This window comes from Nocardioides sp. (assembly GCF_036401255.1).
In the GTDB taxonomy this organism is placed as follows: Bacteria; Actinomycetota; Actinomycetes; order Propionibacteriales; family Nocardioidaceae; genus Nocardioides.
The window spans coordinates 1-25445 of record NZ_DASWVI010000156.1; the positions used below are offsets into that span (position 1 = coordinate 1).

Below are 25445 nucleotides of genomic sequence, written 5' to 3' on the forward strand. Positions count from 1 at the left end.
GCGCGCCCGGAGCAGTGCGAGGAACGCCGGCGCCAGGGCCGTCGCGACCAGGCAGCCGACCGCACTGGCCGCGAGGGCGACGGCCGCGGACTCGCCGAGCACCATCAGCCGCACCTGCCGGGGCGTCGCGCCGACCAGCCGCAGCATCGCCAGCTCGCGCCGCCGGGCGGCGACCACGAACCCGAACGTGCTGGCCACGACGAACATCGCCATGAACAGCGCGACCGCCGACATGATCCCGAGCATCGAGGAGAGGTCGTCGAGCTGGGTGCGCTCGGCGGGCGTCACCCCGGCCCGGCCGGTCGCGTCCACCGCGCCGATCGTCGTGACGGCGAGCGCGATGAGGACGACCCCGCAGGCCAGCGCGACGAACGCGCCGGCGTACGGCTGCCAGGCCCGGCGCACGGTCTGCGCGCTGATCCGCAGCATCATCGCTCGAGCTCGCTCATCGTCTCGGCGATCCGGGTGGCGTCCGCACGGTCGAGGCGACCGACGACCATGCCGTCGGCGAGGAACAGCACGCTGTGCGCGTACGACGCCGCCAGCGGGTCGTGGGTCACCATCACGACCGTCTGCCCCCGGTCGTCCGCCGCGGACCGCATCAGCTCGAGGACCTGGCGCCCCGAGGCCCGGTCGAGCGCCCCGGTCGGCTCGTCGGCGAACAGCACCTCGGGCCGCGCGTAGAGGGCCCGGGCGATCGCGACCCGCTGCTGCTGGCCGCCCGACAGCTCGGGGGGCCGGCGCCGGGCCCGGTCCTCGAGCCCGACCTGGCGCAGCGCATCCATCACCCCGGCACGGTCGACCCGCGCGCCCGCGAGCCGGGCCGGCAGCGCGACGTTGTCGAAGGCGCTCAGCGCGTCGAGCAGGTTGTAGGCCTGGAAGACGAACGCCATCGACGTACGCCGCAACCGGGTCAGCGCGGTCTCCCCCAGCCGGCCCAGCGGCTGCCCGCCGATGGCGACCTGGCCGGTCGTGGGCCGGTCGAGTCCCGCGGCGACCTGCAGCAGCGTGGACTTGCCCGAGCCCGAGGGGCCCATCACCGCGGTGAAGCTGCCCCGGGCGAAGGTGTGGGTGATGCCGCGCAGGGCGTGCACGTCGCCGGCACGGGAGCGGTAGGTCCGGGTGACGCCGTCCAGCGCGACGGCCACCGGGTGGGCAGCGAGGGGTGGCGGGGTGGTCGTGGTGGTCATGGCTCCAGGCAACCGGCGATCGGTCTCCGCGTCGCTGGCCCGCACGCGACACCAGGGGTAGCGCGTGCGCTACCCCGCGGGGGCGCCGGCGGTCCTAGGGTCGGAGCATGAGCAGGACCCCGGACGCGTGGACCGCACTGCGCGCGAAGCCCTGGCGGTTCCTGGGCTCCGCGTGGCCGTGGCGGTCACTCGCCTACCTGCTCACCTCGGTGCCGCTCGGGCTGGTGGCACTCACGGTGCTGTTCTGCACGCTGTTGGTCGGTGCGCTCACGCTGGTCCTGGTCGTCGGCGTGCTGGTGCTGGCGAGCGTGCCGCTGCTGACCGGGCTGCTCGGTGCCGTCGAGCGGCGGCGCATCGCGCTGGTGGAGGGCCGGGCGGCGAGCGGCATGTCGCTGCGCGAGCGGCTCGCGGCCGGCCGGCGACTGCCGGTGTCGTGGGCCGAGGTCGGCTACGCGTTCCTGTTCGCCGCGCTGCTGTGGGTGGTCGACCTGCTGGTGCTGCTGTTCTGCCTGACCGTGCCCGTCACGCTGCTGCTCGCGCCGTGGCTGACGGAGGTCGACCGGATGCAGATCCTCGGGTGGCGGGTCGACCCCGGCATCGAGGCGTGGCTCGCGGTGCTCATCGGGGTGGTGGCGCTCGCGGTGTCGGCGTACGTCGTCGGCGTCGTGGCGGTCGCCCAGGCCGGGTTGGCGCGGCTGCTGCTCGACCCGCGCGAGGCCGAGCTCGCCGCCGCCGTGTCGGACCTGCGCCGCTCGCGGGTCGAGCTGGTCGACGCGTTCGAGATCGAGCGGCGGCGGATCGAGCGCGACCTGCACGACGGCGTCCAGCAACGGCTCGTCGCCCTGACGATGACGCTGGGCCGCGCCGAGCTGGACGTGCCGGAGGGCCCCGGCCTCGAGCTGGTCCGGGCCGCGCACCGGCAGGCCGAGGAGGCGCTCGACGACCTGCGCGGCACGGTGCGCGGCATCCACCCGCGGGTGCTCGCCGACCACGGGCTGGCCGCGGCCGTGCACGAGGTCGCCGACCGGTCGGCGGTGCCGGTGAGCGTCGACATCCGTCTCGACGGGCAGCGGCTGCCCGGACCGGTCGAGGCGGCGGCGTACTTCGTGGTGAGCGAGGCGCTCACCAACGTGGTCCGGCACGCCCAGGCCCGGCACGCACAGGTGCACGCGTGGCGTCAGGGCGAGGCGCTGGTGCTGACCGTCGTCGACGACGGCGCCGGAGGTGCGCACGTCGACCGCGCCGCGGGCAGCGGCCTGGCCGGGCTGGCGCTGCGACTCGAGGCGCTCGGGGGCCAGCTGCGGGTGACCAGTCCCGAGGGCGGCCCGACCGAGGTGCGGATGGAGTGCCCGTGCCCGGCCTGAGGATCGTGCTCGCCGAGGACGCGGCGCTGCTGCGCGAGGGCCTGGTGGCGATCCTCGAGCGCGCCGGGCACGAGGTGGTCGCGGCGGTTGCCGACGCCGACGCGCTGCTCGCCCATGCCGCCCACGCCCTGCCCGACCTGGTGATCACCGACATCCGGATGCCGCCCACCCATACCGACGAGGGCCTGCGGGCGGCGGCCCGGCTCCGCGCCGAGCACCCCGGCATCGGGGTGATGGTGCTGTCGGCGTACGTCGCGGAGGCCTATGTGCCCGAGCTGCTCGACGCCACCGCGCCCGACGGAGGGGCCGGCGTCGGCTACCTGCTCAAGGACCGCGTCGGACACGTGCGCGAGTTCCTCGACAGCGTCGCCCGGGTGGCCGACGGGGAGACGGTGGTCGACCCGCAGGTGGTGCGCCAGCTGCTCGGGCGCCGCCACGACGACGGGCGGCTCGCGGCGCTCACCGACCGCGAGCGGGAGGTGCTCGCGCTGATGGCCGAGGGCCGCACCAACGGCTCGATCGCCGCGGCGCTGGTCGTCAGCGAGGCCGCGGTGCGCAAGCACGTCGGCAACATCTTCGCCAAGCTCCGCCTCGACCCGGCCTCCGATCGCCGCGTCTCCGCGGTGCTCGCCTACCTGCGCGGCTGACCCGAGGTCTAGGGGGTGAGGGCGGGTTCGTCGGGTGGGGCGAGGGTGAGGATCGCGTCCTCGATGGTCGGGTTGCGCTCGATCTCGGCCTCGACCTCGCGCAGGCGTACGGCGAGGTGCCCCTCCCGGTCGTCACCGGTCAGGTCGACGGCGGCGACCACGAACAGCCGCTGCGGCCCGACGTACTCCACGTGCAGGTAGGTGATCCGCTCGATCTGGGGATGGGCCAGCAGCTCGGTGATCACCTCGGATCGCAACCGCGGGCTGATCCCCTCGCCCAGGAGGTACTCCATGTTGCGGCGCATCAGGAACACCGCCACGAAGCCGAGCAGCACGCCCACGGCGATCGACCCGATCGCGTCGAAGACCGCCTCGCCGGTGAGCTGGTGCAGCGCGATCCCGCCGCCGGCGAGCAGGATGCCCAGCAGGGCGGCGAAGTCCTCGAAGAACACCGCGCGCAGCGTGGGGTTCGACGTGCGCGAGACGTACCGCAGCGGGTGCAGGCCGACCCGGCGAGCGGCGCCGTGGACCTGCCGGGTGGCCTGGGCGAACGAGATGCCCTCGAGCACGAACGCGATGCCGAGCACGACGTAGTTCACCGTGTAGCTGGGGTCGGCCTCCTCCCCGGCCAGCTCGGTGAGCCCGTGCCAGACCGAGACGACCGCGCCGGCGGAGAACAGCCCGAACGCCGCGACCAGCGACCACGTGTACGTCGCCCGGCCGTAGCCGCGGGGGTGGTCGGCGTCGCGCGGGCGGTTGCCCTGGCGCTCGGCGACCAGCAGGAACACCTCGTTGCCGGTGTCGGCCCACGAGTGCGCGGCCTCGGCCACCATCGAGGCCGAGCCGGTGACGGCGGCGGCGAACGACTTGGCGGCGGCGAGCAGGCCGTTGGCCAGCAGCGCGATCACCACCGTCAGCAGGGACTCGCTGCTCTCCCGCTCCGCGGGGGTCTCGATGGTGGGCATGGCTGCCCTGTACCCCCGACGTACCGTCATGGCATGCGCCGACCGCTGCTGCTCCTCGCGGGTGCCTGCCTGCTGTGCCTGCTCGCCGCCTGCGCGGAGGGCGGCGACGAGCCCGTCGCCGCGCCGGCCCGCACGACCGGGTCGCCGGCGGCCGCACCGACGGACTACGACCAGTACGTCGCCCTGGGCGACTCCTACACGGCCGCCCCGCTCGTGCCGCCGACCGACACGAGCACGATCTGCCTGCGCTCCGGGGTCAACTACCCGGCGCTGGTCGCCGAGGCGATGCCCGGCACCGAGCTCACCGACGTCAGCTGCAGCGGCGCGCAGACCGCGAACGTCACGACGCCGCAGACCGGCCTGCGCGGCAGCACCGTGCCCCCGCAGATCAACGCGGTACGCCGGGGCACCGACCTCGTCACGATCGGGCTCGGCGGCAACGACGAGCACCTGTTCGCCGGCGTCCTCGGGCAGTGCATGGAGCTGGGCCGCTCCGACCCGACCGGCGCGCCGTGCCGAGACTCCTTCGCGGATCGCGACCTGGAGTCCACCTTCCTGCGGATCCACAGCAACGTCGCGGGCGTCGTGCGGGCGGTGCAGGAGCGGGCACCGGACGCGCGGGTGCTCGTCGTGGGCTACCCGCACATCGTGCCCGCCTCCGGCAGCTGCGACCTGCTGCCGCTCGCCGCGGGCGACTACGCGTTCGCCGAGCGCGTGACGCAGGGCCTCAACGACGCCGTGCGGGCCGGCGCGGCGGACGCCGGGGCCGAGTACGTCGACCTGTGGGAGCGCACCGCCGGCCACGACATCTGCGCGGCCGACCCCTGGATCAACGGCCGGATCACCTCGGCCGAGCGGGCGCTGGCCTACCACCCGCTCGCGGCCGAGCAGGAGGCGGCCGCCGAGGCGGTGCTAAAGCAGATCCGCTGAGCGGTGCACGACGCGGCCGGCGACGACGGTGAGCGCCGAGGCCGCCGATCGCAGGGCGGCCCCGAGGGCGGCGGTGTCCGCAGGGTCGAGGTCGCGCAGCAGCGGGTCGCGGTCGAGCAGCACCAGGTCGCCGCGCGACCCCCGCCCGACCGTGGGCTGGCCGTCGACGGACGCCGCGAGCGCCTCCCGGACGCTCAGCGCCTGCTCGGCGTGCCACGGGTCGCGCTCGTCGGCGCTGCGGTGCACGGCCGCGGCCATCGCCAGCCAGGGGTCCAGTGGCGAGACCGGGGCATCGGACCCGAGGGCCAGCTCGACGCCGTCCTCGACCATCCAGCGGAACGCGAAGCACCGCTCGGACCGGGCCCCCCAGACCTTCTCGGTGAGGTCGCGGTCGTCGAGGAGGTGGGCGGGCTGCACGCTGGCACGGATGCCGAGCCGGGCCATCCGCCGCACGTCCTCGCGGCGGGCCAGCTGGGCGTGCTCGATCGAGCCGCGGGCGCCCGTGTCGGCGTACGCCGCCAGCGCCTCGCCGAGCGCTGCGTCGCCGATCGCGTGGGTCGCGACCTCGAGGCCGGCGCCGTGGGCACGGCCGAGCAGCTCGCGGAGCTCGGTGCCGTCGAGGTTGGGCTGCCCGGCGGGGTACTCCAGGCGGTGGGCGTCGCCGTACGGCTCGCAGCACCAGGCGGTGCGGGTGTTCAGCGAGCCGTCGCTGATGATCTTCAGCGGCCCCATCGTGGCGAGCGGCCCGCAACCCGGCAGCACGTCGCCGGTGCGCAGGCCGGCCGCGACGACGTCGTCGAGGGTGTCGGCGTAGGTGCCCCAGCGGATCCGCAGCCGGTCGCACCCCTGGCCCCAGCGCTCGGCCCACTCCTCCCGGCCACCGCCGAACTCGAGGTCGACGAGCCCGACCACGCCCTGGGCGGCAGCCGCGTCGAGCGTGCGGCGGTAGGCCTGCGGCGAGGTGCCGTCGCTGCCGACGAGGGTCACCAGGCGCGGGTAGGTCGCGAACCACTCGGCCTCGCGCACCACCGAGTCGCGCACCGGCATCGCCAGGTGCATCAGCGCCGAGGTGTTGAGCCAGGCGTGGTGGCCGTCCCCGCTGATCAGCACGACCGGCGTGTCACCCGACACCGCGTCCAGCTCGGTCACCGTGACCTCCCGGTCCCAGCCCGCCGAGCGGTGGCCCCAGCCGATCACCGGCTGGCCGGGGTACGCCGCGATCCGCTCCGCGACCGCCCGGGTCGCGTCCTCGGGCGCATGTGCGCGGGCGAGATCGAGCCGTTGGGACGTCAGCGTCCACTGACCCAGGTGCACGTGCTGGTCCCAGAGTCCGGGGATCAGCCACCGGCCGGCCGCGTCGAGCACCTCCGCGCCGTCGGGCCGCTCGGCACCCGGGCCGACCGCGGTGACCACCCCGTGCTCGACGGCCACGTTGACCGGCCCGTCCGACACCTCGTCGCCCGCGCCGATCGGCACCAGGCGGGCGTTGCGGATCAGGAGGTTGCTCACCGGCGAAGGCTAACGGGGCGGCCTCTCGGGCGGGTCGATCGCGGCGAGCACGGTGGCGGCCAGCCGGACCATGCCGACCCCGGTGGGGTGGAACGGGTAGGGGTCGTCGAGGCCCTGCAGGTCGCGGCCGACCTCGGGGTCGCCGGGCTGGCAGAGGGTGGCGAGGTGCGGGGTGGCGACGCTGAAGTCGTACGCCGTGGCGCCTGCGGTCAGCACTTCGTTGAGCTCGGCGTTGCGCTCGGCGAGCAGGGCGATGCTGTCGGGGTCCAGGCCGGGGTGTCCCTCGACCTGGGTGTCGGCGCAGTCCGCGTCCGGCGCGAACACGTCGTACGACGTCACCACGACGACCTGCGGCTTGCCGGGGAGGGCGGCGAGCGCCGCGAGGAGGTCGCCGTAGTCGCGGTCGAACCGGGCCAGGCGGTAGTCGAACTGGGCCTCGGTGAAGCGGTCGTCGCACTCGGGGACGCCGTAGCAGTAGCGCAGGAAGTCAGTCCAGGCCAGGTCGTTGGGTCCGATCATGACCACGACGAACCGCAGGTCCCGGGTGGCCAGGAGCCGGGACACCTGGGCCGGCACGGCGTGGCCGCCGACCGTCTGCTCGTGGAGCAGGCCTCGGGCGATGGTGGCCCCGGGGCAGGCCAGGTTGAGCACCCGGTCCGGCGGGGAGAGCTGGGTCAGCTGGGCGGCGAGCGAGTCGGTGGAGCGCCGGCACGCCGCATCGCCCGGCCCGGGCTCCGGGAGCGGTGGCCCGCCGATCCGGGAGGCGCGCGAGTCGCCGATCACGGCGCCGGTGTAGCCCGTAACGGAGGGGCCGGCCGCCTCGAGGGTCACCGGGGCGGCACCCACCAGGTCGCGCAGGGACCTGACGTCCGCGATCCCGGCGCTGGCGTCGTGGCGGGCCATCGCGCCGACCCCGAGCCAGATCGCCGGGGTCCCGACGAGCGTGACCGCCGCCGCGGCCCCGAGCCGTCGGGAGTGGCGCTGCCACACCTGCGCGACCGTCAGGTGGGCGTGGTGGCGACGGGCCCTCGCCAGCACCGCCACGATGCGGCCCCCGATGACCAGCGCCACCAACCCCACCGTCATCACGATCACCAGGGCGGTCGCCCACAGGTACCAGGTGCGGAACGCCGACGTGACCGACCGCACGGCCCGGTCCCGCGCCGCCGGGCGCTCCGCGGGATCGAGCAGCTGCTCGGCGGCGCGGGTGCGGACCAGCGGCCCGAGCTCGAGCTGGGGCCGGAGCGGACCGCGCACCTGCACGCGCTCCAGATCCACGGTGGTGTTCCCGATCTGCTCGATCCGCGCCGGACCACGCGACCCGTCCGCGACCGCCCCGGGCCAGGTCCACGGCCAGTCGTCGACGAGGTCCCCGAGGTCCCCGAGCCACCCGCCGGTCGGCGTCACGGCGCCGACGCCGACGTACTGCCCGGCGACGGTGGTCTCCTGAGGCGGCGTCAGCGCGATCGCGGCGGGGATGGCCAGCCCCGCCGCGGCCAGGAGCAGCACGAGGCTGGGACCGACCAGACGCACGAGCCGCGAGAGCACGCCCACCGGACCGAGGCTACCGACTCACCCCCAGGGTGGCCTCGGCCCGGATCCACCAGGCTCAGGCGTGCTCAGGCGGGGTCGGCGCTGAGCTCGTCGAGCGCCACGGGCTCGGGGACCTCGGGAACCGCCATCGGCTTGGGCCGCAGGAACAGCCCGCCGACGACGGCCGCACCCAGCGCCGCGATCGCTCCGGCGGCGAACGCCAGCTGGAAGCCGCCGTTGAGCGCGGCCAGGTCGCCCGTGCCGTCGGCGGCCAGCGCGTCGGTGCGCCACGTCGAGAGGCTGACGAGCACGGCCAGGCCGAGCGCGCCGCCCATCATGAACGAGGTGTTCACGACCCCCGACGCGAGCCCGGACTCGTGCGGTTCGACGTCGCCCATCGCGGCGAGCAGCACCGGGTTGAACGCGATGCCGGCACCGGCGCCGAGCAGCAGCATCGAGGGCAGTACGTCGGTGCCGAAGCTGCCGTCCACCGGCGCCCGGGAGAACAGCGCCAGACTGGCGGCGGCCAGGCCGAGGCCGGCCATCAGCGGCCGCCGGATGCCGAACCGCATCACGAGCCGGTCGGAGACCCGCAGCGAGCAGAAGGCCATCACCACGCTGGTCGGGACGAACGCGAGACCCACCTCGAGCGCGTCGTACCCCAGCACCTGCTGGAGGTAGAGCGCGGCGAGGAAGAACCACGCGAACATCGCGGCCGCCCAGAGCACGCCGACGACCTGCGAGACCACGACGTTGCGCAGCGCGAACAGCCGCAGCGGCACCAGGGGCGCCGCGGTGCGCGACTCCCAGAGCACGAACGCCGCGAGCAGCACGGCGCTGCCGGCGAGCAGCAGCCAGGTGCTGGTGACGATCCCGTAGACCGAGAGCATCAGGGCGGCGGTCACCAGGACCGCGCCGAGCGCGTCGACCCGGACCCGCTGGGTGACGACGTCGTCGGCCGGCAGCACGCGGCGCGCGGCGAGCCAGACACCGACGCCGATCGGGACGTTCACCAGGAAGATCCAGTGCCAGGAGAACAGGCCGGTGAGCACGCCGCCGAGCAGCACGCCCACGGCCCCGCCGCCGGACATCACGAACCCGAAGACGCCCATCGCCCGGGCCCGCTCCGCGGGGTCGGAGAACAGCCCCATGATCAGCGACAGCGCGACCGCCGAGACCGCGGCGCCGCCGAGGCCCTGCACGGCGCGGCCGGCCACCAGGAGGCCGGCCGACGGCGCCAGCCCGCACGCGACCGAGGCGGTCGTGAACGACACGACGCCGCCCAAGAAGACCCGCTTGTTGCCGAGCAGGTCGCCGAGCCGCCCGGACAGCAGCAAGAACCCGCCGAACGTCAGCAGGTAGGCGTTGACCACCCAGGCCAGCGCGTCCTGGGAGAACCCCAGGTCGGACTGGATGGAGGGCAGCGCCACGTTCACGATGCTGGAGTCCAGCACGATCATCAGGTCGCCCAGACACAGCACGTACAACGCGAGCCAGCGGCTCTTCAGGTCGGTCATCTCGATCTCCTCGGTGGCAGGGACTCACCCTCTCCACGAATGGGACGCTTCGAGATCGACAGACCGGCCCAGGAGTCTCGAATCATCGCCGACCCGTCCGAAACCTTCGGGCGGGTCGACCTCGGCCGCGATCAGAGGTGGCGGCGGGACTGGACGACGCGGAACCGCGACGCGACGTACGCGCCGTCCGTGTACGACGCGTTCGCGGCCGGGTTGGCGCCGGTGCCGTGGAAGTCGGAGTACGCCGCGGACTGGTTGACGAACACCCCGCCGAGGAGGTTCTCCGACAGTGACACCCCGGCCTCGAGGGCCGCCTCGCGCATCTGCCCGACGACCTCCTCGGAGGTGGAGTAGACCGCGGCCGTCATCGCGCCGTGGGCGACCACGGTGTCGCGGAACAGCTCGATCGACTGGTCGGTGCCGGCGGTCTCGATGAGGTAGGCGACCGGGCCGAAGCACTCGGACTCGTAGACGTCGGAGTCCTCCGCGGTCAGCCCGACGATCGTCGGCGTGCGGACGACCGCGCCGTCGTACGCCGGGTGCGCGACCTCGCGCGACGCGACCAGCACGTGCCCCCGGCCGGCCTTGTCCAGGCGCGCCAGCACCCCGTCGTTGACGATGCCGCCGAGCAGCTCCACGGCGCGGGCGTCGTCGCCGAGCAGCCGGTCGAGGGCCGCGCCGATCCCGGCGGCGACCTCCTCGGGCGAGCGCACCCCGTCCTCGGTCGCGACCCCGGTGGCCGGGACGTAGACGTTCTGCGGGGCGGTGCACATCTGCCCGGAGTACAGCGCGAACGAGAACGCGAGGTTCTGGCACATCGCGGCGAAGTCCGAGGTCGAGTCGACCACGACGCTGTTGACGCCGGCCTTCTCGGTGAACACCACGGCCTGGCGGGCGTTGGCCTCGAGCCAGTCGCCGAACGCGTTGCCGCCGGTGAAGTCGACCAGCCGCACCTCGGGCCGCACCGCGAGGGTCGCGGCCAGGCGGTCCTCGGGCGCCTCGGCCGCGAGCGTGACCAGGTCGGGGTCGAACCCCGCCGCCGCGAGCACGTCGCGGCACACCTGGACGGTGATCGCGAGCGGCAGCACGGCGGCCGGGTGCGGCTTGACCACGACCGCGTTGCCGGTGACGAGCGAGGCGAACAGCCCCGGCCAGGAGTTCCAGGTCGGGAAGGTGTTGCAGCCGATCACCAGCGCGACGCCGCGCGGCACCACGGTGAACGTCTTCTCCATGCGCAGCGGCTCACCCCGGCCGGGCTTCTCCCAGATCGCGGTCGCCGGGGTGCGGGTCATCTCGGTCCACGCGTAGGCGATCGCCTCCAGTGCGCGGTCGAGCGCGTGCGCGCCGCCGGCCTGGAACGCCATCACGAACGCCTGCCCGCTCGTGTGCTGCACCGCGTTGGCCAGCTCGAAGATGCGCGTATGCAGTTGGGAGAGGATCTCCAGGCACACCCCCGTCCGTCCGTCCGGGCCCGCGTCCCGCCACGCCCTCATGCCAGCACGCGCCGCCGACAGCAGCGCGTCGACGTCCACAGCCCGCGGATAGGCGACGCCGAGCTCGAGGCCGTACGGCGAGCGCTCGGTGGCCACGGTGCCCTCTGCGCCCGGGGTCCGGAGCGGGAACGCCGACCCGAGCCACGCCTCGAACGCCGCCCGGCCCTCGGCGGCCGCGGACTCGCCGTACACCCGCGGGGACGGCGACTCGTCGAACGCCGAGTAGTACTCACGGCTCGCGCAGGCGGCGACCGCGGCGTCGAGGCGCTCGCGGTGCCGGTCGAACAGCGACGCGGGGCTGGTCCCAGCGATCGTCTCGGTCATGGCGGCTCTCCCGGGATCGAGTGTTGTGACAGAACTCGCACACTCTGGCACAGATCTGTCACATCCCCGAGGGGCGACTACCCTCGGGCGCCATGAGGGTGCGGTGGGTCGGGCTGATGGTGGCGCTCGCGCTGCTCGGCGCCGCCGCGGGGTACGGGCTCGGGACCCTCGACAACGACGAGCCGGGCACGATCGCGCACGCCGTACCGGTGGCCGCGCAGTCGCCGTCGGTCCCGATCGACCCGCCGCCGACGTTCGCGCCCGACATCGAGTACCCGCCGCTGAGCACCGGCCTCGTCTACCGCGCCCACAAGATCGGGACCCAGCCGCTGTTCCAGTGGAGCTACGAGGCGCCCCGGGGGTGGGTGCGCACGACGACCGACACGCAGGACGAGTACCGCTGGCGGCCGCTGGGCGAGCCGACCGAGGGCGGCTACAGCCTGCGGGTCAAGCTCGTGAACCAGCGGTGGACGCCGAGCCAGTTCGTCCAGGACAAGATCGCGGCGATGCAGGCCGGCTACGAGGACGTCGACATCGTCAGCCAGGACTCCGACGAGCTCTACTTCACCTACCGCGACGGCAACGGCCGCCAGCGGCACAACATGTTCCGCTGGTTCACCGCCCCGGGTCAGGAGCAGGCGACCTTCGAGATGAGCGTGGTCGGCCGCGGCGTCGACGTCCCCGGACTGGAGGCCCTGATGGAGCACGTCGCGGTCAGCCTCCGCAAGCTCCCGGTGGGCGCCCGCGGGTAGGTTCGGAGGCGTGATCGAACTCCACCCGGGCGACGAGCTCGACCTGGTCACTGCCGACGGCACCCCGCTCACCCGGCTGCAGCTGGGGCTGGGCTGGGACAAGGAGCGTACGGCGGGCTTCATCGGCACCGGCGCCCCCGACATCGACCTGGACGCCTCGGCGGTGCAGTTCGCCGGCGGGCAGCTCTTCGACCTGGCGTTCTACAACCACCTCGCCACCCGCGACGGCTCGGTCGTGCACCTCGGGGACAACAAGACCGGCAGCGGCGCGGGCGACGACGAGGCGATCACCGTCGACCTGTCGAAGGTCCACGGCCCGGTCGACCAGATCGTGTTCGTGGTGAGCAGCTACCAGGGCCACACGCTGGAGTGGGTCAACAACGCCTACTGCCGGCTGATCGCGGGCGACCAGCCGGAGGGCGAGGGCGAGGAGCCGGTCGAGCTGGCCCGCCTCACGCTGACCGGCGGCGTGCCCGAGACCGGCGTGGTGATGGCCAAGCTGGTCCGCGCCGGTGACCGCTGGCGGCTCCGCGCGATCGGCTCCGGGGTGCGCCTGACCAAGCCGAGCGACGCCGGCGCCGCCCTGGCCCGCTTCCTCTGAGGCCGGCCCTCGACGTACCTGACGTATCTGCTCCTCCGCCCGCGGGATCCACGACAGATACGTCTGGTGCGTGGCCCACCCCAGCGAGCCGCCGCTCAGAAGCCGTGGGTCGCGACGTCGTCGAGGACGGCGTTGGCGGTGGCCCGGTCGGCGCTGCGCACCTGGACCCACAGCAGCCGGTTGGCGGCGAGCTGGACCACCCGCTCCACGGTGATCCCGCCGGGGCACCGGGTGTAGACGACCGTGCGGGTGGCGTTCTCGTCGATCACGTCGTCGACCGGCTCCTGCGCGATGTGGCACTCGGGGTGCTGCGGGACCTGCTCGGGCAGCTCGTCACCGGGCAGGATGCCGAGGAACACCCCCTGCTCGGTCGAGCCGACGTCGGTCCAGTCCTCGGAGGTGCCGACGGACAGGGCCGGGAACTCCCCACCGGCGTCGGGTGCCTTCCAGGTGCGGGTCGACCGGGCGCCGTCCCAGTCGCCGGGCACGGTGACCGAGAGCGTGCCGGTGCGGTCGCTGACGGTGACGTCCGCGTCGCCGCGCTTCTCCACCGCGTAGCCCGCGGCGGCACCGAGCAGGAGCGCGACCAGTCCCGCGATCGCTGCGAGCATCCGCCGCCGGAGCCGCGGCGGCGGCACCGGGTCGGACAGCGGACGCGAGGGCGGCAGCGGGCTGGGCCGCGCGCCGGGCTGGGTGAGGTCGGGGTCCAGCGGCAGCCACGGCTCGCTGCGGTCGACCTCCGACTCCGGTCCGAGCGCGGTGGCCAGCGCATCGACGTACGCCGCGACGTCGGGCCAGCGGTCCTCGCGATCGGGGGCGAGGCCGCGCAGCACGACCGACTCCACGGCCTTCGGGAAGACCCGCTCGGGCGTCGACAGCGGCGGCGGCGTGCCGGGCGCGGCCGCCGCGGCCAGCGAGGCGTGGGCGTACGGCGAGCGGCCGCTGAGCATCAGGTAGGTGAGCGCGGCCAGGGAGTACTGGTCGGCGCGCGGGTCGAGCGGCTCCCCCTGGGCCTGCTCCGGCGCCACGAACGACGGGGTCCCCGCGATCATCGTCAGCCGCGACGACATGTCCAGCGCCTTGCCCAGGCCGAGGTCGGCGACCATCGCCCGGACCTCGTGCCGGCCGGCCACCTCGACGGTGCGGAACAGCACGTTGGCCGGCTTGACGTCGCGGTGCAGCACCCCGCGCACGTGCAGCGCCTGCAGCCCGGTCCCGACCTGGCGGACCACCTCCAGCGCCTGCCCGGGCGTGAGCCCGAGGATCTCCATCCGGTCGGCGAGCGTGCCCTGATCGGCGTACGACATCACCAGGTAGGGGCGCCCGTCCTCGAGCTCGCCGGCGTCGTAGACGGTGACGACGTACGGCGACTCCACCTTCCGCAGGAACCGTCCCTCCTCGAGGAACCGCTGCCGCACGGCCTGGTCCTCGGTCCAGTTCTCGGCGAGCACCTTGACCGCGACGGGCGAGTCCAGCTGCTCGTCGTAGGCGAGCCAGACGGTCGCGAAGCCACCCGATCCGATCCGCCGGCGCACGGCGTACCGGCCGAGACGGGAGGGCATGGGCACGGGCCCATCATGTCAGGGACCGGGGTCGGACCCTGAGAAGGTTTCGGGGTCGGGTCAGGGACGCCGGGTGCCCCTTCCCCGATGCCCCGCACGGCCCTCCGACGCGAGGGTTGACCCATGATCACAGTCGAGTCCCTCACCAAGACGTACGGCGGCTTCACCGCCGTGGACGACGTCAGCTTCACCGCCCGGTCCGGGCGGGTCACCGGCTTCCTGGGCCCGAACGGCGCCGGCAAGTCGACCACCATGCGGATCATGGTCGGGCTCACGCCCGCCACGTCCGGCACCGCCCACCTGAGCGGCCGCCGGTTCGCCGACCTGCCCAACCCCGGCCTCGAGGTCGGCGTGCTGCTGGACGCCTCCGCCCAGCACGCCGGGCGCACCGGCCGGGAGATCCTGGGGATCGCCCAGCACACCATGGGCCTGCCGGCCCGCCGCGTCGACGAGATGCTCGAGATGGTCAGCCTGACCCCGGCCGAGGCCGGCCGCCGGGTCCGGAACTACTCCCTGGGCATGCGCCAGCGGCTCGGCATCGCCACCGCGCTCCTGGGCGAGCCCGAGGTGCTGATCCTCGACGAGCCAGCGAACGGGCTGGATCCCGCGGGCATCCGCTGGATGCGCGACCTGCTGCGCGGGTACGCCGACCAGGGCGGCACCGTGCTGCTCTCCTCCCACCTGCTGCACGAGATCGAGGTGATCGCCGACGACCTCGTCGTGATCGGCCAGGGCCGGATCGTGGCCCAAGGCACCAAGGCCGAGCTGCTCGCCTCCGCGGGGACGCTCGTCCGCACCCCCGACGTGCACGGCCTCGCCCGCGCCCTGGTGGACGCGGACCTGGAGTTCACCGACAGCACCGCGGGCCCCGACGCCCTGCGCGTGGAGGCCGACGCCGCGTTCGTCGGCCAGGTCGCGCTGCGCGCCGGCGTGCCGCTCGTGGAGCTGCGCGCCGCCGACGGCGCCGGCCTCGAGGAGATGTTCCTCGAGCTCACCGCAGACACCCAGCGTGACGACATCTCCGAAGGAGCCGCAGCATGACCACCCTGACCCTCGAGCACGAGCACGAGAAGGAGTCCGTCCGCATCGGCCGCGCGGCCCCGGCCCCGATCCCGATGTCGCGGCTCGTCGCCGTCGAGGCACGCAAGTCCTTCGACACCCGCTCGGGCTTCTGGCTGCTCGCGAGCATCGGGATCCTCTCGGTGCTCGCCACCGCCGCCGTGATCTTGTTCGCCCCGGACGACGAGCTGACCTACGAGTCGTTCGCGACCGCATTCGGCTTCCCGATGGCAGTGATCCTGCCGATGATCGCGATCCTCTCGGTCACCGGCGAGTGGAGCCAGCGCAACGGGCTCACCTCGTTCACCCTGGTGCCGCACCGCGGCCGAGTGATCACCGCGAAGGCGGTCGTCGCTCTCGTCGTCGGAGTGGTGTCGATGGCGCTGGCCGGCGTGATCGGTGCGGCCGGCAACGTGGTCGGCACGGCGATCACCGGCACCGACACGATCTGGAACGTCTCGCTCACCGAGTTCTCCTACATCGTGCTGGCCAACATCATCGGGATGATGACCGGCTTCATGCTCGGCGTGCTGATCCGCAACTCCCCGGGCGCGATCGTGACCTACTTCGTCTACTCCCTCGTGCTCCCGACGATCACGGCGGTGCTCGCCCAGGCACAGGACTGGTTCGCCGACATCCAGGGCTGGGTGGACTTCAACTACGCCCAGGGGGCGCTGTTCGACGGCTCGGTCGGCGCCCACGAGTGGGCCCAGCTCGGTGCCACCGGCGCGGTCTGGCTGCTGCTGCCGCTGGCGATCGGCTTGTGGACGGTGCTGCGCAGCGAGGTCAAGTAGTGCGAACGATCACCCTTCCCCGGCACCTGACTATCGTTCTGGCAACGGGGAAGGGTGATCTGCGTGACGACCGACGCACTCACGCCGGACGAGATCGACGATCTCGCCCGGCGCGCTCAAGACGGGGACCGCGACGCGCTGGAGGCGCTGCTGGCGGCGATCCGCCCGCGCGCGCTCAACGTGTGCCGCGGGGTGCTGCCGCACCTGCCCGACGCCGAGGACGCCTGTCAGGAGGCGCTGATCAACATCGCCGGCAAGATCGGCTCCTGGGGCGGGAGGGGACGGTTCACCACGTGGATGCACGTGGTCGCGGTCAACTCCGCCCGCTCGACGTACCGCCGGCTGAAGAACCAGGCCGCCGCTGCGGACCCGCTCGACCACGGCCCGCTGGAGCGGCCCGACCCGCGCACCACCAGCGTCATCGCGGGCACCCGCCTGGACCTGCTCGAGGCGATGGAGGCGATCGAGAAGGACCACCCGCAGTACGTCGAGCCGCTGCTGCTGCGCGACGTCTACGGGCTGGCCTACGAGGAGATCGCGCAACTGGTCGGCGCCCCGCTGGGCACCGTGAAGGCGCAGATCCACCACGGCCGGCGGCTCGCGAGACCCCTCCTGCGAGGTGGTGAATGAGAGCTGCGGCCGCCCTCCTCGCGTCGGCGCTCCTCCTCGCGGCCTGCACGTCGGAGCAGGACGCGCCCCCGAAGCCGACGCCGCAGGTCTCCCCCGTCCCGTCGACCGGCACGGACGGCGGCGGCACCGCCGGTCCCCGAGGCTCGGGTCAGGGGCCGAGCGCCCGGGCGGAGGGCTACAGCACTCCGGTCGAGGACCGGGTCTACCCCGACGTCGGCGACCCCGGGGTGGACACCCTCCACTACGACCTCCGGCTCTCGTGGGACCCGGCGTCGCGGACGCTCGACGGGACCGAGACCGTGCGGCTGCGGGCGACCGCCGACGCCGACCGGTTCCAGCTCGACCTCGCCGACCCGCTCCGGGTCTCCCGGGTCCGGCTCGACGGCGCGGCCGCGGCGTACCGCCACCGCGGCAAGGACCTCGTGGTGAACGAGCCGGTCAAGCAGGACTCCGAGCACACGCTGGTCGTCCGCTACTCCGGCCGGCCGCGGCCAGTGCCGGCGCCGGTGCGACGCTCCGACTTCACCACGACCGGCTGGACGGTGACCCCCGACGGTGGGGCCTGGACGATGCAGGAGCCGTACGGCGCCTACACGTGGTACGCCGTCAACGACCAGCCGTCCGACAAGGCGCTCTACGACTTCACGTTGCGGGTGCCGGCGCCGTTCGTCGGCGTCGCCAACGGCGAGCTGCTCGACCGCTCCCGCGCGGGGGGCGACACGGTCACGCGCTGGCGGCTCGACTCGCCGGCCTCGGCGTACCTGGTCACGGCGGCGTTCGGCGACTTCACGATGACCACCGACGAGTCGGAGTCCGGCGTGCCGATCAGCTACTGGACGCCGTCGGACCGGCCCGACCTGCTCGAGCGGGTGCGCCAGACGCCCGCGGCGCTCGCGTGGCTCGAGGCGCGCCTGGGCCGCTACCCCTTCGACACGCTGGGGATCCTCGTCGTCGACTCCGAGAGCGGCATGGAGACCCAGACGATGATCACGCTCGGCGACACCCAGACGGCGACCTCGCCGGAGGTGCTGCTGCACGAGATCGCGCACCAGTGGTACGGCGACCTCGTGACGCCGGAGGACTGGCGCGACGTGTGGATGAACGAGGGCATGGCCACCTTCCTCCAGGGCGCGTGGCTGGCCCAGGACCGAGGCGTCTCCATCACCGACGTCATGGACTCCTGGGCGCCGGTCGAGGCCCGGGAGCGCACGGCGGCCGGGCCGCCGGCCGCCTATGACCCCGAGGCGTTCGCGGCATCGAACGTCTACTACGGCCCGGCGCTGATGTGGGACGACCTGCGCCAGCGCCTCGGCGACGAGGAGTTCTGGCGGCTGGTGGCGGCCTGGCCCGACGTCTACGCGGACGGCAACGCCGACTACAACAAGATCACCACCTGGTGGACCGAGCAGACCGGCGAGGACCTCACCGGGTTCTTCGACGCGTGGTTGCGGGGGGCGACGACGCCGGAGCGGGTTTCACCGGTCGGCCGGTGAAACCCGCACGACACGCCGGGGCACATCGGCGTGTCGTGCGGGTTTCGGCCGACAAGTGGTACCCAAGTGACGCGTGGGGCCGACTCGGGCCGCTCCGCCCTCAGCGGAAACCCCTTGCCCTGGCCGCTGCGGAGCGGTGACGGTTGCGCGTGTGAAGCTCCTCGTCCTCGGTGGTTCCGTGTTCCTCTCCCGGGCCGTCGCCGCCGAGGCGGTACGCCGCGGCCACGACGTCACCTGCGCCAACCGCGGGACGTCGGGCTCGGTGCCCGCCGGCGCCGAACCGGTCGTCTGGGACCGGGGCGATCCGGTGCCGGCCGGGCTCGCGGCCGCGCCGTACGACGCCGTGGTCGACGTGGCGCGCCGTCCCTCGTGGGTGCGCGCCGCGGTGGCCGCGTGGGCCGACGCCCACTGGGTGTTCGTCTCGACCGTCAACGTGTACGCCGACGAGTCGACCCCGGGCGGGCGGCCCGGCACACTGCCGCTGCGCGACCCGATCACCGAGGACGTCGACCTGGCGCAGGACCCCGAGGCCTACGGGCCGATGAAGGTCGCGTGCGAGCAGGTCGTGCGCGACGGTGCCGGCTCCTGGACGGTGATCCGGCCGGGTCCGATCGTCGGGCCGGGCGACCCGACCGGGCGGTTCACCTACTGGCCGGCGCGGATGGCGCGGGCCGGGAGCGACCGCGAGGTGCTCGCCCCCGGCCGGCCCGAGGACCGGACGCAGGTGATCGACGTGCGCGACCTGGCGGCCTGGATCGTGACCGCGGCCGAGGAGCGCACGGGAGGGGACTACGACGGGGTGGGCGAGGTGCTCGCGATGCGTGCCGTCCTCGAGGCGGTGGCGGCCGGGTGCGGGGCCGACGTCGACCTGACGTGGGTGCCGCAGGAGTTCCTGACCGAGCAGGGCGTGGCGCCGTGGTCCGGTCCCGACTCGCTGCCGCTGTGGCTGCCGCGGCCGGACTACGACGGCATGTGCGCCCACGACCCGGAGCCGTCGTACGCCGCCGGGCTGGCGCTGCGCCCGCTCGCGGAGACCGCACGCGACACGCTCGCCTGGCTGCGCGCCACCCCCGACGCCGCGGTCACCGGGATGTCCGGGGCGCGGGAGGCCGAGGTCCTCGCGGCCTGGCGGGCCTCAGTCGGGTAGCGCCGGCTCGCCGAACCGCCCGGCGTACGCCACCTCGGCCAGCGGCCGGCGGGTGCGGGGCGCCAGCTCGCTGGCGAGACCCCGTCCCACCGCGATCCCGGTGGTCACCGACCAGTACGGCGGGACGCCGCAGGCCGAGGCCAGGCCGGCGTGGTCGAACGCCGCGAACTGGTGGGTCGACAGGCCGAGAGCGCCGGCCTGCACGCTCAGGTGCGCCACGGCCTGGCCGAGGTCGTAGGCCGCGTAGTCGGAGTAGAGCAGCGCCTCCGGCTCGGGACCGGACGCGACCTGGTGCAGCGCGAACACCAGCGCCGACGCGTCCGGCGCCCAGCGGCGCACGCTCGGCGCGAGCAGCGCCACGAAGCGCCGGTGCGCGTCGTCGCCGCGCCGGCCGACGAGGAACGCCCACGGCTGGGAGTTGCCGGCGGACGGCGCCCACCGGGCGGCGTCGAGCAGTGCGCCGAGCTCGGCGTCGGCCAGCATGTGCGCGGCGTCGAAGGTGCGCACGCTGCGGCGGTCGCGCAGGAGCGGATGCAGGTCCGGGCGGTCTGGCGGGGCCACGCAGGACGCAGCCGCCCGCCACCGCGCGCTATTCCCGTACCCTGCGCGGGTGACCGCCGCCACGTCCGGGCCGACGCCCGCCCGCCTCTCCGCCGCGGAGCTGATCGACCTCGTGCTCGACGAAGACTCCTGGGTCTCCTGGGACACCCCGCCGGACCGCACCGGCGTCTCGGAGGAGTACGCCGCCGTCCTGCGCGCGGCGTTCGAGAAGAGCGGCGCCGACGAGTCCGTGCTCACCGGCGAGGGCCGGATGCGCGGGCGCCGGGTCGCGGTGCTGATGGGCGAGTTCGCGTTCCTCGCGGGCTCGATCGGGCGCGCGGCGGCCGACCGGCTGGTGGCCTCGATCGAGCGGGCGACCCGCGAGGGACTGCCGTTGCTCGCCGGGCCGGTCAGCGGCGGCACCCGGATGCAGGAGGGCACCCCGGCGTTCGTGCAGATGGTGCGGATCACCGAGGCGGTCGCGGCCCACAAGGCGGCCGGGCTGCCGTACCTCGTCTACCTGCGCCACCCCACCACCGGCGGGGTGATGGCCTCCTGGGGTTCGCTTGGGCACGTGACGGTCGCCGAGCCGGGCGCGCTGGTCGGGTTCCTCGGGCCGCGGGTCTACGAGGCGTTGTACGGCAAGCCGTTCCCGCCCGGCATCCAGACCGCGGAGAACCTCTACGCGCGGGGCATCATCGACGCCGTCGTACCTCCCGAGGAGATCGCCGGCATCCTCGACCGCGCGCTGGAGATCCTGCTCGCGCCGCGCCACGGCATCCGGCCGGTCCCCGCGCCCGTGCCGCTGACGCCGCTGCCGGAGGTCGAGACCTGGGACGCCGTCACCCGGTCGCGCCGGCTCGACCGGCCCGGCGTACGCCGGCTGCTGAAGTACGCCGCCAGCGACGTGATCCCGCTCAACGGCACCGGCCAGGGCGAGCAGGACCCGGGGCTGCTGCTCGCGCTGGTGCGGTTCGGCGAGGCGCCGTGCGTGTTCCTCGGGCAGGACCGGCGCGGCCAGACCGCGGAGCACCCGATGGGCCCGGAGGCGCTGCGCGAGGCGCAGCGTGGGATGCGGCTGGCCTCCGAGCTGGGACTGCCGCTGCTGACCGTGATCGACACCCAGGGGGCGGCGCTCTCGCCGGACGCCGAGAACGGCGGCATGGCCGGCGAGATCGCCCGCTGCCTCAACGAGCTGGTCACGGTCAAGGCCCCGACGCTGTGCCTGATGCTCGGCGAGGGCAGCGGCGGCGGCGCGCTGGCGTTCCTGCCGGCCGACCGGGTGATCGCCGCGCAGCACGCCTGGCTCTCCCCGCTCCCGCCCGAGGGTGCGAGCGCGATCGTGCACCGCGACCTCGACCACGCCCCGGAGATGGCGCACAGCCAGCAGGTCCGGGCGCTGGACCTGCGCCGGCTGGGCATCGTGGACCGGATCGTGGCCGAGCTGCCCGACGCCGCCGACGAGCCCGAGGCGTTCTGCCAGCGGGTCGGCTCGGTCCTCGAGCACGAGCTCGCCGCGCTCCTCGACGCCGGCCCCGGCACCCCCGCCGACCGGGCCCGCCGTTACGCGGGGCCGCTCACCCCCCAGCTGTAACGCGGGGTTAGTGGATCTAGGAACCCCCTTACAAGGGGGTGCCTAGATCCCAGGACCCCGCGTTACAAGCGACGGACGCCGACCTAGAACGCGTTACAGTTGCGCGGTGAAGACGTACGCCGTGAGCGGGGCCGCCTCGGGCATCGGAGCAGCGACCGCAGGGCTGCTGCGCGAGCAGGGGCACCGGGTGATCGGGATCGACCGCACCCCGGCCGAGGGGGTCGAGGTCACCGCCGACCTGTCCACACCCGGAGGACGCGCCGAGGCGGTGACCGGCGTACGCGCCCTCACCGACCGGCTGCACGGGCTGGTGCCGGCGGCAGGGATCGCCGGTCACACCGGCGTCGACTCCGAGCTGGTCGTGTCGGTGAACTTCTTCGGCGCGCAGGCGCTCGTCGCCGGCCTGCGTCCCGAGCTCGCGGCGGGTGCGGCCGAGGGCGGCGCGGGCGTCGTGTTCCTGGCGTCGAACTCCATCACCGGCATGCCCGGTTGGAACGCACCGGTCGCCCAGGCCTGCCTGCGCGACGACGAGGCGCTCGCGCGCGCGGAGGCCGGCAAGGTCGACTCGGTGATGGTCTACCCCTCGACCAAGGCCGCGCTGGCGTGGTGGGCCCGGCGCGAGGGCGTGAAGCCGGAGTGGGCCGGCGCCGGCATCCGGCTCAACTCCGTCGCCCCGGGCGCGACCGAGACCCCGATGGTCGAGGAGATGCGGGCCGACCCGGTGTTCGGCCCGGCGGTCGACTCCTACCCGACCGCGATCGGGCGGACCTGCCGGCCCGAGGAGGTCGCGGCCGCGATCTGCTTCCTGCTCTCCGAGCCCGCGGCCAGCATCGTCGGCGCGGTGCTGTTCGTCGACGGGGGCACCGACGCGATGCTGCACCCGATCGCGCCCGAGGGCTGGGAGGTCGGCCCGATCGAGGCGTGAGCGCGCGGCGCGCCGTACTCTCGGACACGTGCGCGTCGCCCTCGCCCTCGGCTCCGGCGGGGCGCGCGGCTACGCGCACATCGGCGCGATCGAGGAGATCCGGGCCCGCGGTCACGAGATCGTCGCGATCGCGGGCTCCTCGATGGGCGCCCTCGTCGGCGGCCTGGCCGCCGCGGAGTGCCTCGACGCCTACACCGAGTGGGCGTTGACGCTCACCCAGCGCGACCTCATCCGCCTGCTCGACCCGAAGTGGTCGGCGCCGGGCGCGATCGCCGCCGCCCGCATCTTCGCCGAGGTCGGGGAGCTCGTCGGCGACCAGCAGATCGAGGACCTGCCGATCCCGTTCACCGCGGTCGCCACCGACCTGCACGCCCGCCGCGAGGTGTGGTTCCAGCGCGGGCCGCTGCTCTCCGCGATGCGCGCGTCGATCGCGATCCCCGGCGTGATCACCCCGGTCGAGATGAACGGCCGGCTGCTGGCCGACGGTGGCCTGATGAACCCGGTGCCGATCGAGCCCACCGCGGCGTCCGCGGCCGAGCTGACGATCGCGATCTCCCTCCAGGGCGCCCGCACCGCCCGCGAGCCCGCCACCCCCGCCCGGGAGCCGGCGGCGCCGACCTGGCGCGAGGAGCTCGTCGAGCGGGTACGCCGCACGGTCGGGCGCACCGCGGACCCGGAGCCGCCCAGCATGCTGGAGCAGGTACGGATCTCCGAGGTCATGGGGCTGTCCATGGACGCGATGCAGGGGCTGATCAGCCGCTACCGGATGGCCGGGCTGCCACCCGACGTACTCGTCACCGTGCCGGTCGGCGCCGCGCGGTCGCTGGAGTTCCACCGGGCCGCGGAGATGATCGAGCTCGGCCGGACGCTGACCGCCGAGGCGCTCGACGCCGCCGGGCACTGAGCGGCACGATCACCAGCGGTTGCGGGCCTCCTCGGCCCAGCCGACCAGCCCGTCCAGCGACACCCGCTCGCCGTCGTCGGTGGCGGCCCACCCCGACCAGTGCCCGAAGCACTGGTGCGTCTCGTTGGCGACGATCCCGAGGTTGGTGCGGTCCGCGCGCTCGTGGAACGGCGTCACGGTGGCGTCGAGCCGTGGCCCGTGGATCCGCCACGGCCGCCGCCAGTCGGCGCGGTCGTACTCCCAGACCAGGTCCTCGGAGATCTTGTGCGCGCGGCCGTCGACGAACAGCGCGTTCTCCGTCGAGCCGGTGCCGTCGGTCCACTTTCCACCGAGCGTGACGCCGACCCGCTCCGACGACCCGGCCGCCCAGTTCCAGGTGATCGAGTAGGGCCACTTGCCGCGGCCGTGGTCGAGGACCGCCCAGCCCTCAGCGACGTCGTACGCCGTGCCGTCGAGCGTGACGCGCCCGGTGGCCGGCCGGGCCACGTCCTTGACGGTGTACTGGAAGCGCCGGCTGCTCCACGGCGCGACCACCCCGAGGCACTCGCCGCCCGCGCCGACCGTGAGGTCGACCTCGATCTGCGGCGCGCTCGCCCGGACCGCGGACCCGTCGAGCTCGATCCGCAGCCGGCCGGCCTCGACGAGCGCGTGCCCGCCGACGCGGTCCGGGAGGGAGACGCCCCGCGCGAGGGGCGGCACCTCCTCGTGCGACCAGGTGCGGCCGGTCTCGCGGTCGAGCACCCACACCGAGCACACCCCGGCGTAGTCGAGCGACGACGCGACGACGCCGAGGCACAGCCGGGGCGTGACCACGCCCCAGTACTCCCAGCGCTTGGCCCGGCCCCAGCCGCGCAGGTTCGCCCGGTGCAGCGGGGTGCGCGACCACCCGACGGCGTCCGGGTGCAGCCGCCCGTTCGGCAGGCACAGGTCGACGGGCTCGGTGATCTCGCGCTCCACGACACCCGTCTACCGGTGACCTGTCAGCCGAAACCCGCACGACACGCCGATGCGCCCCGGCGTGTCGTGCGGGTTTCACCGGCCGACCGGTGAAACCCGCAGCCGAGCCGATCTCGATACGCTCCCCGCGACCTCCTCCGTCGGTCGCGTCGCTACTCGATCTGGCACCGGGATCCCAGCCCGCGCGAGCTCGGGCTGGGCGGTGCTCAGTACAGCAGCGCGGTGGCGGGGTCCTCGAGGATCGCGGCGACGTCGGCGAGGAACCGGGAGCCCTTCTCGCCGTCGATGTGACGGTGGTCGAAGGACAGCGCCAGCGTGGTCACGTCGCGAGCCACGATCTCGTCACCAACCACCCACGGCTGCTTCTTGATCGCGCCGAAGCACAGGATCGCGGACTCGCCGGGGTTGATGATCGGCGTGCCGGCGTCGACGCCGAAGACGCCGACGTTGGTGATCGTGAACGTGCCTCCGGCCATCTCCGCGGGCTGGGTCTTGCCGGCCCGGGCGGTGTCCACGAGCTCCCCCAGCGCCCCGGCCAGCTCGACCAGCGAGAGGTCCTGGGCGTCCTTGACGTTGGGTACGACGAGTCCGCGCGGCGTCGCCGCGGCGATGCCGAGGTTGACGTAGCGCTTGTAGACGACCTCCTGGGCCGCCTCGTCCCAGAACGAGTTGATCTCGGGCGTACGCCGCATCGCGAGCAGGCACGCGCGCGCCAGGACCAGCAGCGGCGACACCCGGACGTCCCGGAGCTCGCGGCGACCCTTCAGCCGCTCGATCAGCTCCATCGTGCGGGTCACGTCGACGGTCACCCACTCGGTGACGTGCGGGGCGGTGAACGCCGACTGCACCATCGCGCCGGCCATCATCTTGCGCACGCCCTTGATCGGCTCGCGCCACTCGTCGGCGCCTGGTCTCGATACGCCGCCTCGTTCCTCGGCGGCTACTCGACCACCGAGGGGCGCGCCCTCCGCGGCCGACTGCACGTCCTCGCGCGACACGGTGCCGTTCGGGCCCG

Annotated in this window: 24 protein-coding genes; 13 read left to right on the forward strand and 11 right to left on the reverse strand. The window is 74.1% G+C overall.

Features of this window, described 5'->3' with window-relative positions:
• Both VGD85_RS07335 and VGD85_RS07340 read right to left on the reverse strand, forming a co-directional pair.
• The coding region (locus tag VGD85_RS07335) for an FtsX-like permease family protein (RefSeq protein ID WP_331062794.1) at window positions 1-432 on the reverse strand (432 nt) is incomplete at its 3' end.
• Window positions 429-1190, reverse strand: coding sequence for an ABC transporter ATP-binding protein (locus VGD85_RS07340; protein ID WP_331062795.1), 762 nt, complete (start codon window positions 1188-1190; stop codon window positions 429-431). The genes VGD85_RS07340 and VGD85_RS07335, both read right to left, overlap by 4 nt.
• A 107-nt stretch (window positions 1191-1297) precedes the next feature.
• On the opposite strand from VGD85_RS07340, the gene VGD85_RS07345 reads away from it, so the two are divergent.
• Together VGD85_RS07345 and VGD85_RS07350 are read left to right on the forward strand one after the other, a co-directional pair.
• The gene (locus VGD85_RS07345) at window positions 1298-2554 is read left to right on the forward strand and encodes a sensor histidine kinase (protein ID WP_331062796.1); all 1257 of its coding nucleotides are present in this window, start codon (window positions 1298-1300) and stop codon (window positions 2552-2554) included.
• Window positions 2551-3201 (forward strand): response regulator transcription factor, encoded by a 651-nt coding sequence (locus VGD85_RS07350; RefSeq protein WP_331062816.1) that lies wholly within the window; start codon window positions 2551-2553, stop codon window positions 3199-3201. The genes VGD85_RS07345 and VGD85_RS07350 overlap by 4 nt, the downstream gene beginning before the upstream one ends.
• A gap of 8 nt (window positions 3202-3209) precedes the next feature.
• Here the strand turns inward: VGD85_RS07350 and VGD85_RS07355 are convergent, their stop codons facing one another.
• On the reverse strand, window positions 3210-4166 hold the full coding sequence (locus VGD85_RS07355) for a cation diffusion facilitator family transporter (RefSeq protein ID WP_331062797.1): 957 nt from the start codon (window positions 4164-4166) through the stop codon (window positions 3210-3212).
• A 33-nt stretch (window positions 4167-4199) separates the two neighbouring features.
• Here VGD85_RS07355 and VGD85_RS07360 point away from each other — a divergent pair, with 33 nt between their 5' ends.
• Window positions 4200-5096: an SGNH/GDSL hydrolase family protein gene (locus tag VGD85_RS07360; RefSeq protein WP_331062798.1), complete on the forward strand. Its 897-nt coding sequence runs from the start codon at window positions 4200-4202 to the stop codon at window positions 5094-5096.
• Here the strand turns inward: VGD85_RS07360 and VGD85_RS07365 are convergent.
• The 4 genes from VGD85_RS07365 to paaN form a co-directional block, all read right to left on the reverse strand.
• Entirely contained in the window at window positions 5079-6605 is a 1527-nt protein-coding gene (locus VGD85_RS07365; protein WP_331062799.1) for an amidohydrolase, read from the reverse strand. The two genes, VGD85_RS07360 and VGD85_RS07365, sit on opposite strands and share 18 nt — an antisense overlap.
• A 9-nt stretch (window positions 6606-6614) precedes the next feature.
• Entirely contained in the window at window positions 6615-8159 is a 1545-nt protein-coding gene (locus VGD85_RS07370; protein ID WP_331062800.1) for a GDSL-type esterase/lipase family protein, read from the reverse strand.
• Window positions 8160-8224: 65 nt separating this feature from the next.
• Window positions 8225-9655: a DHA2 family efflux MFS transporter permease subunit gene (locus VGD85_RS07375; protein WP_331062801.1), complete on the reverse strand. Its 1431-nt coding sequence runs from the start codon at window positions 9653-9655 to the stop codon at window positions 8225-8227.
• Between the two features lie 131 nt (window positions 9656-9786).
• The gene (gene paaN / locus VGD85_RS07380; protein WP_331062802.1) at window positions 9787-11472 is read right to left on the reverse strand and encodes a phenylacetic acid degradation protein PaaN; all 1686 of its coding nucleotides are present in this window, start codon (window positions 11470-11472) and stop codon (window positions 9787-9789) included.
• A 92-nt stretch (window positions 11473-11564) separates the two neighbouring features.
• Between paaN and VGD85_RS07385 the strand changes: the two genes are divergently transcribed.
• Together VGD85_RS07385 and VGD85_RS07390 are read left to right on the forward strand one after the other, a co-directional pair.
• A complete protein-coding gene (locus VGD85_RS07385) occupies window positions 11565-12224 on the forward strand; it encodes a hypothetical protein (protein ID WP_331062803.1) in 660 nt (219 codons plus the stop codon).
• A 10-nt stretch (window positions 12225-12234) separates the two neighbouring features.
• On the forward strand, window positions 12235-12825 hold the full coding sequence (locus VGD85_RS07390; RefSeq protein WP_331062804.1) for a TerD family protein: 591 nt from the start codon (window positions 12235-12237) through the stop codon (window positions 12823-12825).
• A gap of 95 nt (window positions 12826-12920) precedes the next feature.
• On the opposite strand, the gene VGD85_RS07395 is transcribed toward VGD85_RS07390, so the two are convergent.
• Entirely contained in the window at window positions 12921-14387 is a 1467-nt protein-coding gene (locus tag VGD85_RS07395) for a serine/threonine-protein kinase (RefSeq protein ID WP_331062817.1), read from the reverse strand.
• A 123-nt stretch (window positions 14388-14510) separates the two neighbouring features.
• On the opposite strand from VGD85_RS07395, the gene VGD85_RS07400 reads away from it, so the two are divergent.
• The 5 genes from VGD85_RS07400 to VGD85_RS07420 all read left to right on the forward strand — a co-directional run bounded on the left by VGD85_RS07400 (window position 14511) and on the right by VGD85_RS07420 (window position 19510).
• The gene (locus VGD85_RS07400) at window positions 14511-15428 is read left to right on the forward strand and encodes an ABC transporter ATP-binding protein (RefSeq protein WP_331062805.1); all 918 of its coding nucleotides are present in this window, start codon (window positions 14511-14513) and stop codon (window positions 15426-15428) included.
• The gene (locus VGD85_RS07405) at window positions 15425-16240 is read left to right on the forward strand and encodes an ABC transporter permease (protein WP_331062806.1); all 816 of its coding nucleotides are present in this window, start codon (window positions 15425-15427) and stop codon (window positions 16238-16240) included. Before VGD85_RS07400 ends, VGD85_RS07405 begins: the two co-directional genes overlap by 4 nt.
• 63 nt (window positions 16241-16303) lie before the next feature.
• Window positions 16304-16870: an RNA polymerase sigma factor gene (locus VGD85_RS07410; RefSeq protein ID WP_331062807.1), complete on the forward strand. Its 567-nt coding sequence runs from the start codon at window positions 16304-16306 to the stop codon at window positions 16868-16870.
• Window positions 16867-18363, forward strand: coding sequence for a M1 family metallopeptidase (locus tag VGD85_RS07415; RefSeq protein ID WP_331062808.1), 1497 nt, complete (start codon window positions 16867-16869; stop codon window positions 18361-18363). Before VGD85_RS07410 ends, VGD85_RS07415 begins: the two co-directional genes overlap by 4 nt.
• A 151-nt stretch (window positions 18364-18514) precedes the next feature.
• Window positions 18515-19510, forward strand: a complete 996-nt coding sequence (locus tag VGD85_RS07420; RefSeq protein ID WP_331062809.1) for an NAD-dependent epimerase/dehydratase family protein — start codon at window positions 18515-18517, stop codon at window positions 19508-19510.
• On the opposite strand, the gene VGD85_RS07425 is transcribed toward VGD85_RS07420, so the two are convergent.
• The gene (locus VGD85_RS07425) at window positions 19499-20134 is read right to left on the reverse strand and encodes a nitroreductase family protein (protein ID WP_414690774.1); all 636 of its coding nucleotides are present in this window, start codon (window positions 20132-20134) and stop codon (window positions 19499-19501) included. The two genes, VGD85_RS07420 and VGD85_RS07425, sit on opposite strands and share 12 nt — an antisense overlap.
• On the opposite strand from VGD85_RS07425, the gene VGD85_RS07430 reads away from it, so the two are divergent.
• The 3 genes from VGD85_RS07430 (at window position 20121) to VGD85_RS07440 (ending at window position 23473) form a co-directional block, all read left to right on the forward strand.
• The gene (locus VGD85_RS07430; protein WP_331062811.1) at window positions 20121-21644 is read left to right on the forward strand and encodes a carboxyl transferase domain-containing protein; all 1524 of its coding nucleotides are present in this window, start codon (window positions 20121-20123) and stop codon (window positions 21642-21644) included. The genes VGD85_RS07425 and VGD85_RS07430 overlap by 14 nt on opposite strands.
• Window positions 21645-21750: 106 nt before the next feature.
• Window positions 21751-22569: an SDR family oxidoreductase gene (locus VGD85_RS07435; protein WP_331062812.1), complete on the forward strand. Its 819-nt coding sequence runs from the start codon at window positions 21751-21753 to the stop codon at window positions 22567-22569.
• Between the two features lie 28 nt (window positions 22570-22597).
• Window positions 22598-23473, forward strand: a complete 876-nt coding sequence (locus VGD85_RS07440) for a patatin-like phospholipase family protein (RefSeq protein ID WP_331062813.1) — start codon at window positions 22598-22600, stop codon at window positions 23471-23473.
• Between the two features lie 9 nt (window positions 23474-23482).
• Here VGD85_RS07440 and VGD85_RS07445 read toward each other — a convergent pair whose 3' ends face one another.
• Window positions 23483-24430 carry a DUF2804 domain-containing protein gene (locus VGD85_RS07445; protein ID WP_331062814.1) on the reverse strand — a complete coding sequence of 316 codons (948 nt, stop codon included), beginning with the start codon at window positions 24428-24430 and terminating at the stop codon, window positions 23483-23485.
• A 206-nt stretch (window positions 24431-24636) separates the two neighbouring features.
• Window positions 24637-25445, reverse strand: an 809-nt coding sequence (locus VGD85_RS07450; protein WP_331062815.1) for a dihydrolipoamide acetyltransferase family protein, incomplete at its 5' end; no start/stop codon positions are given.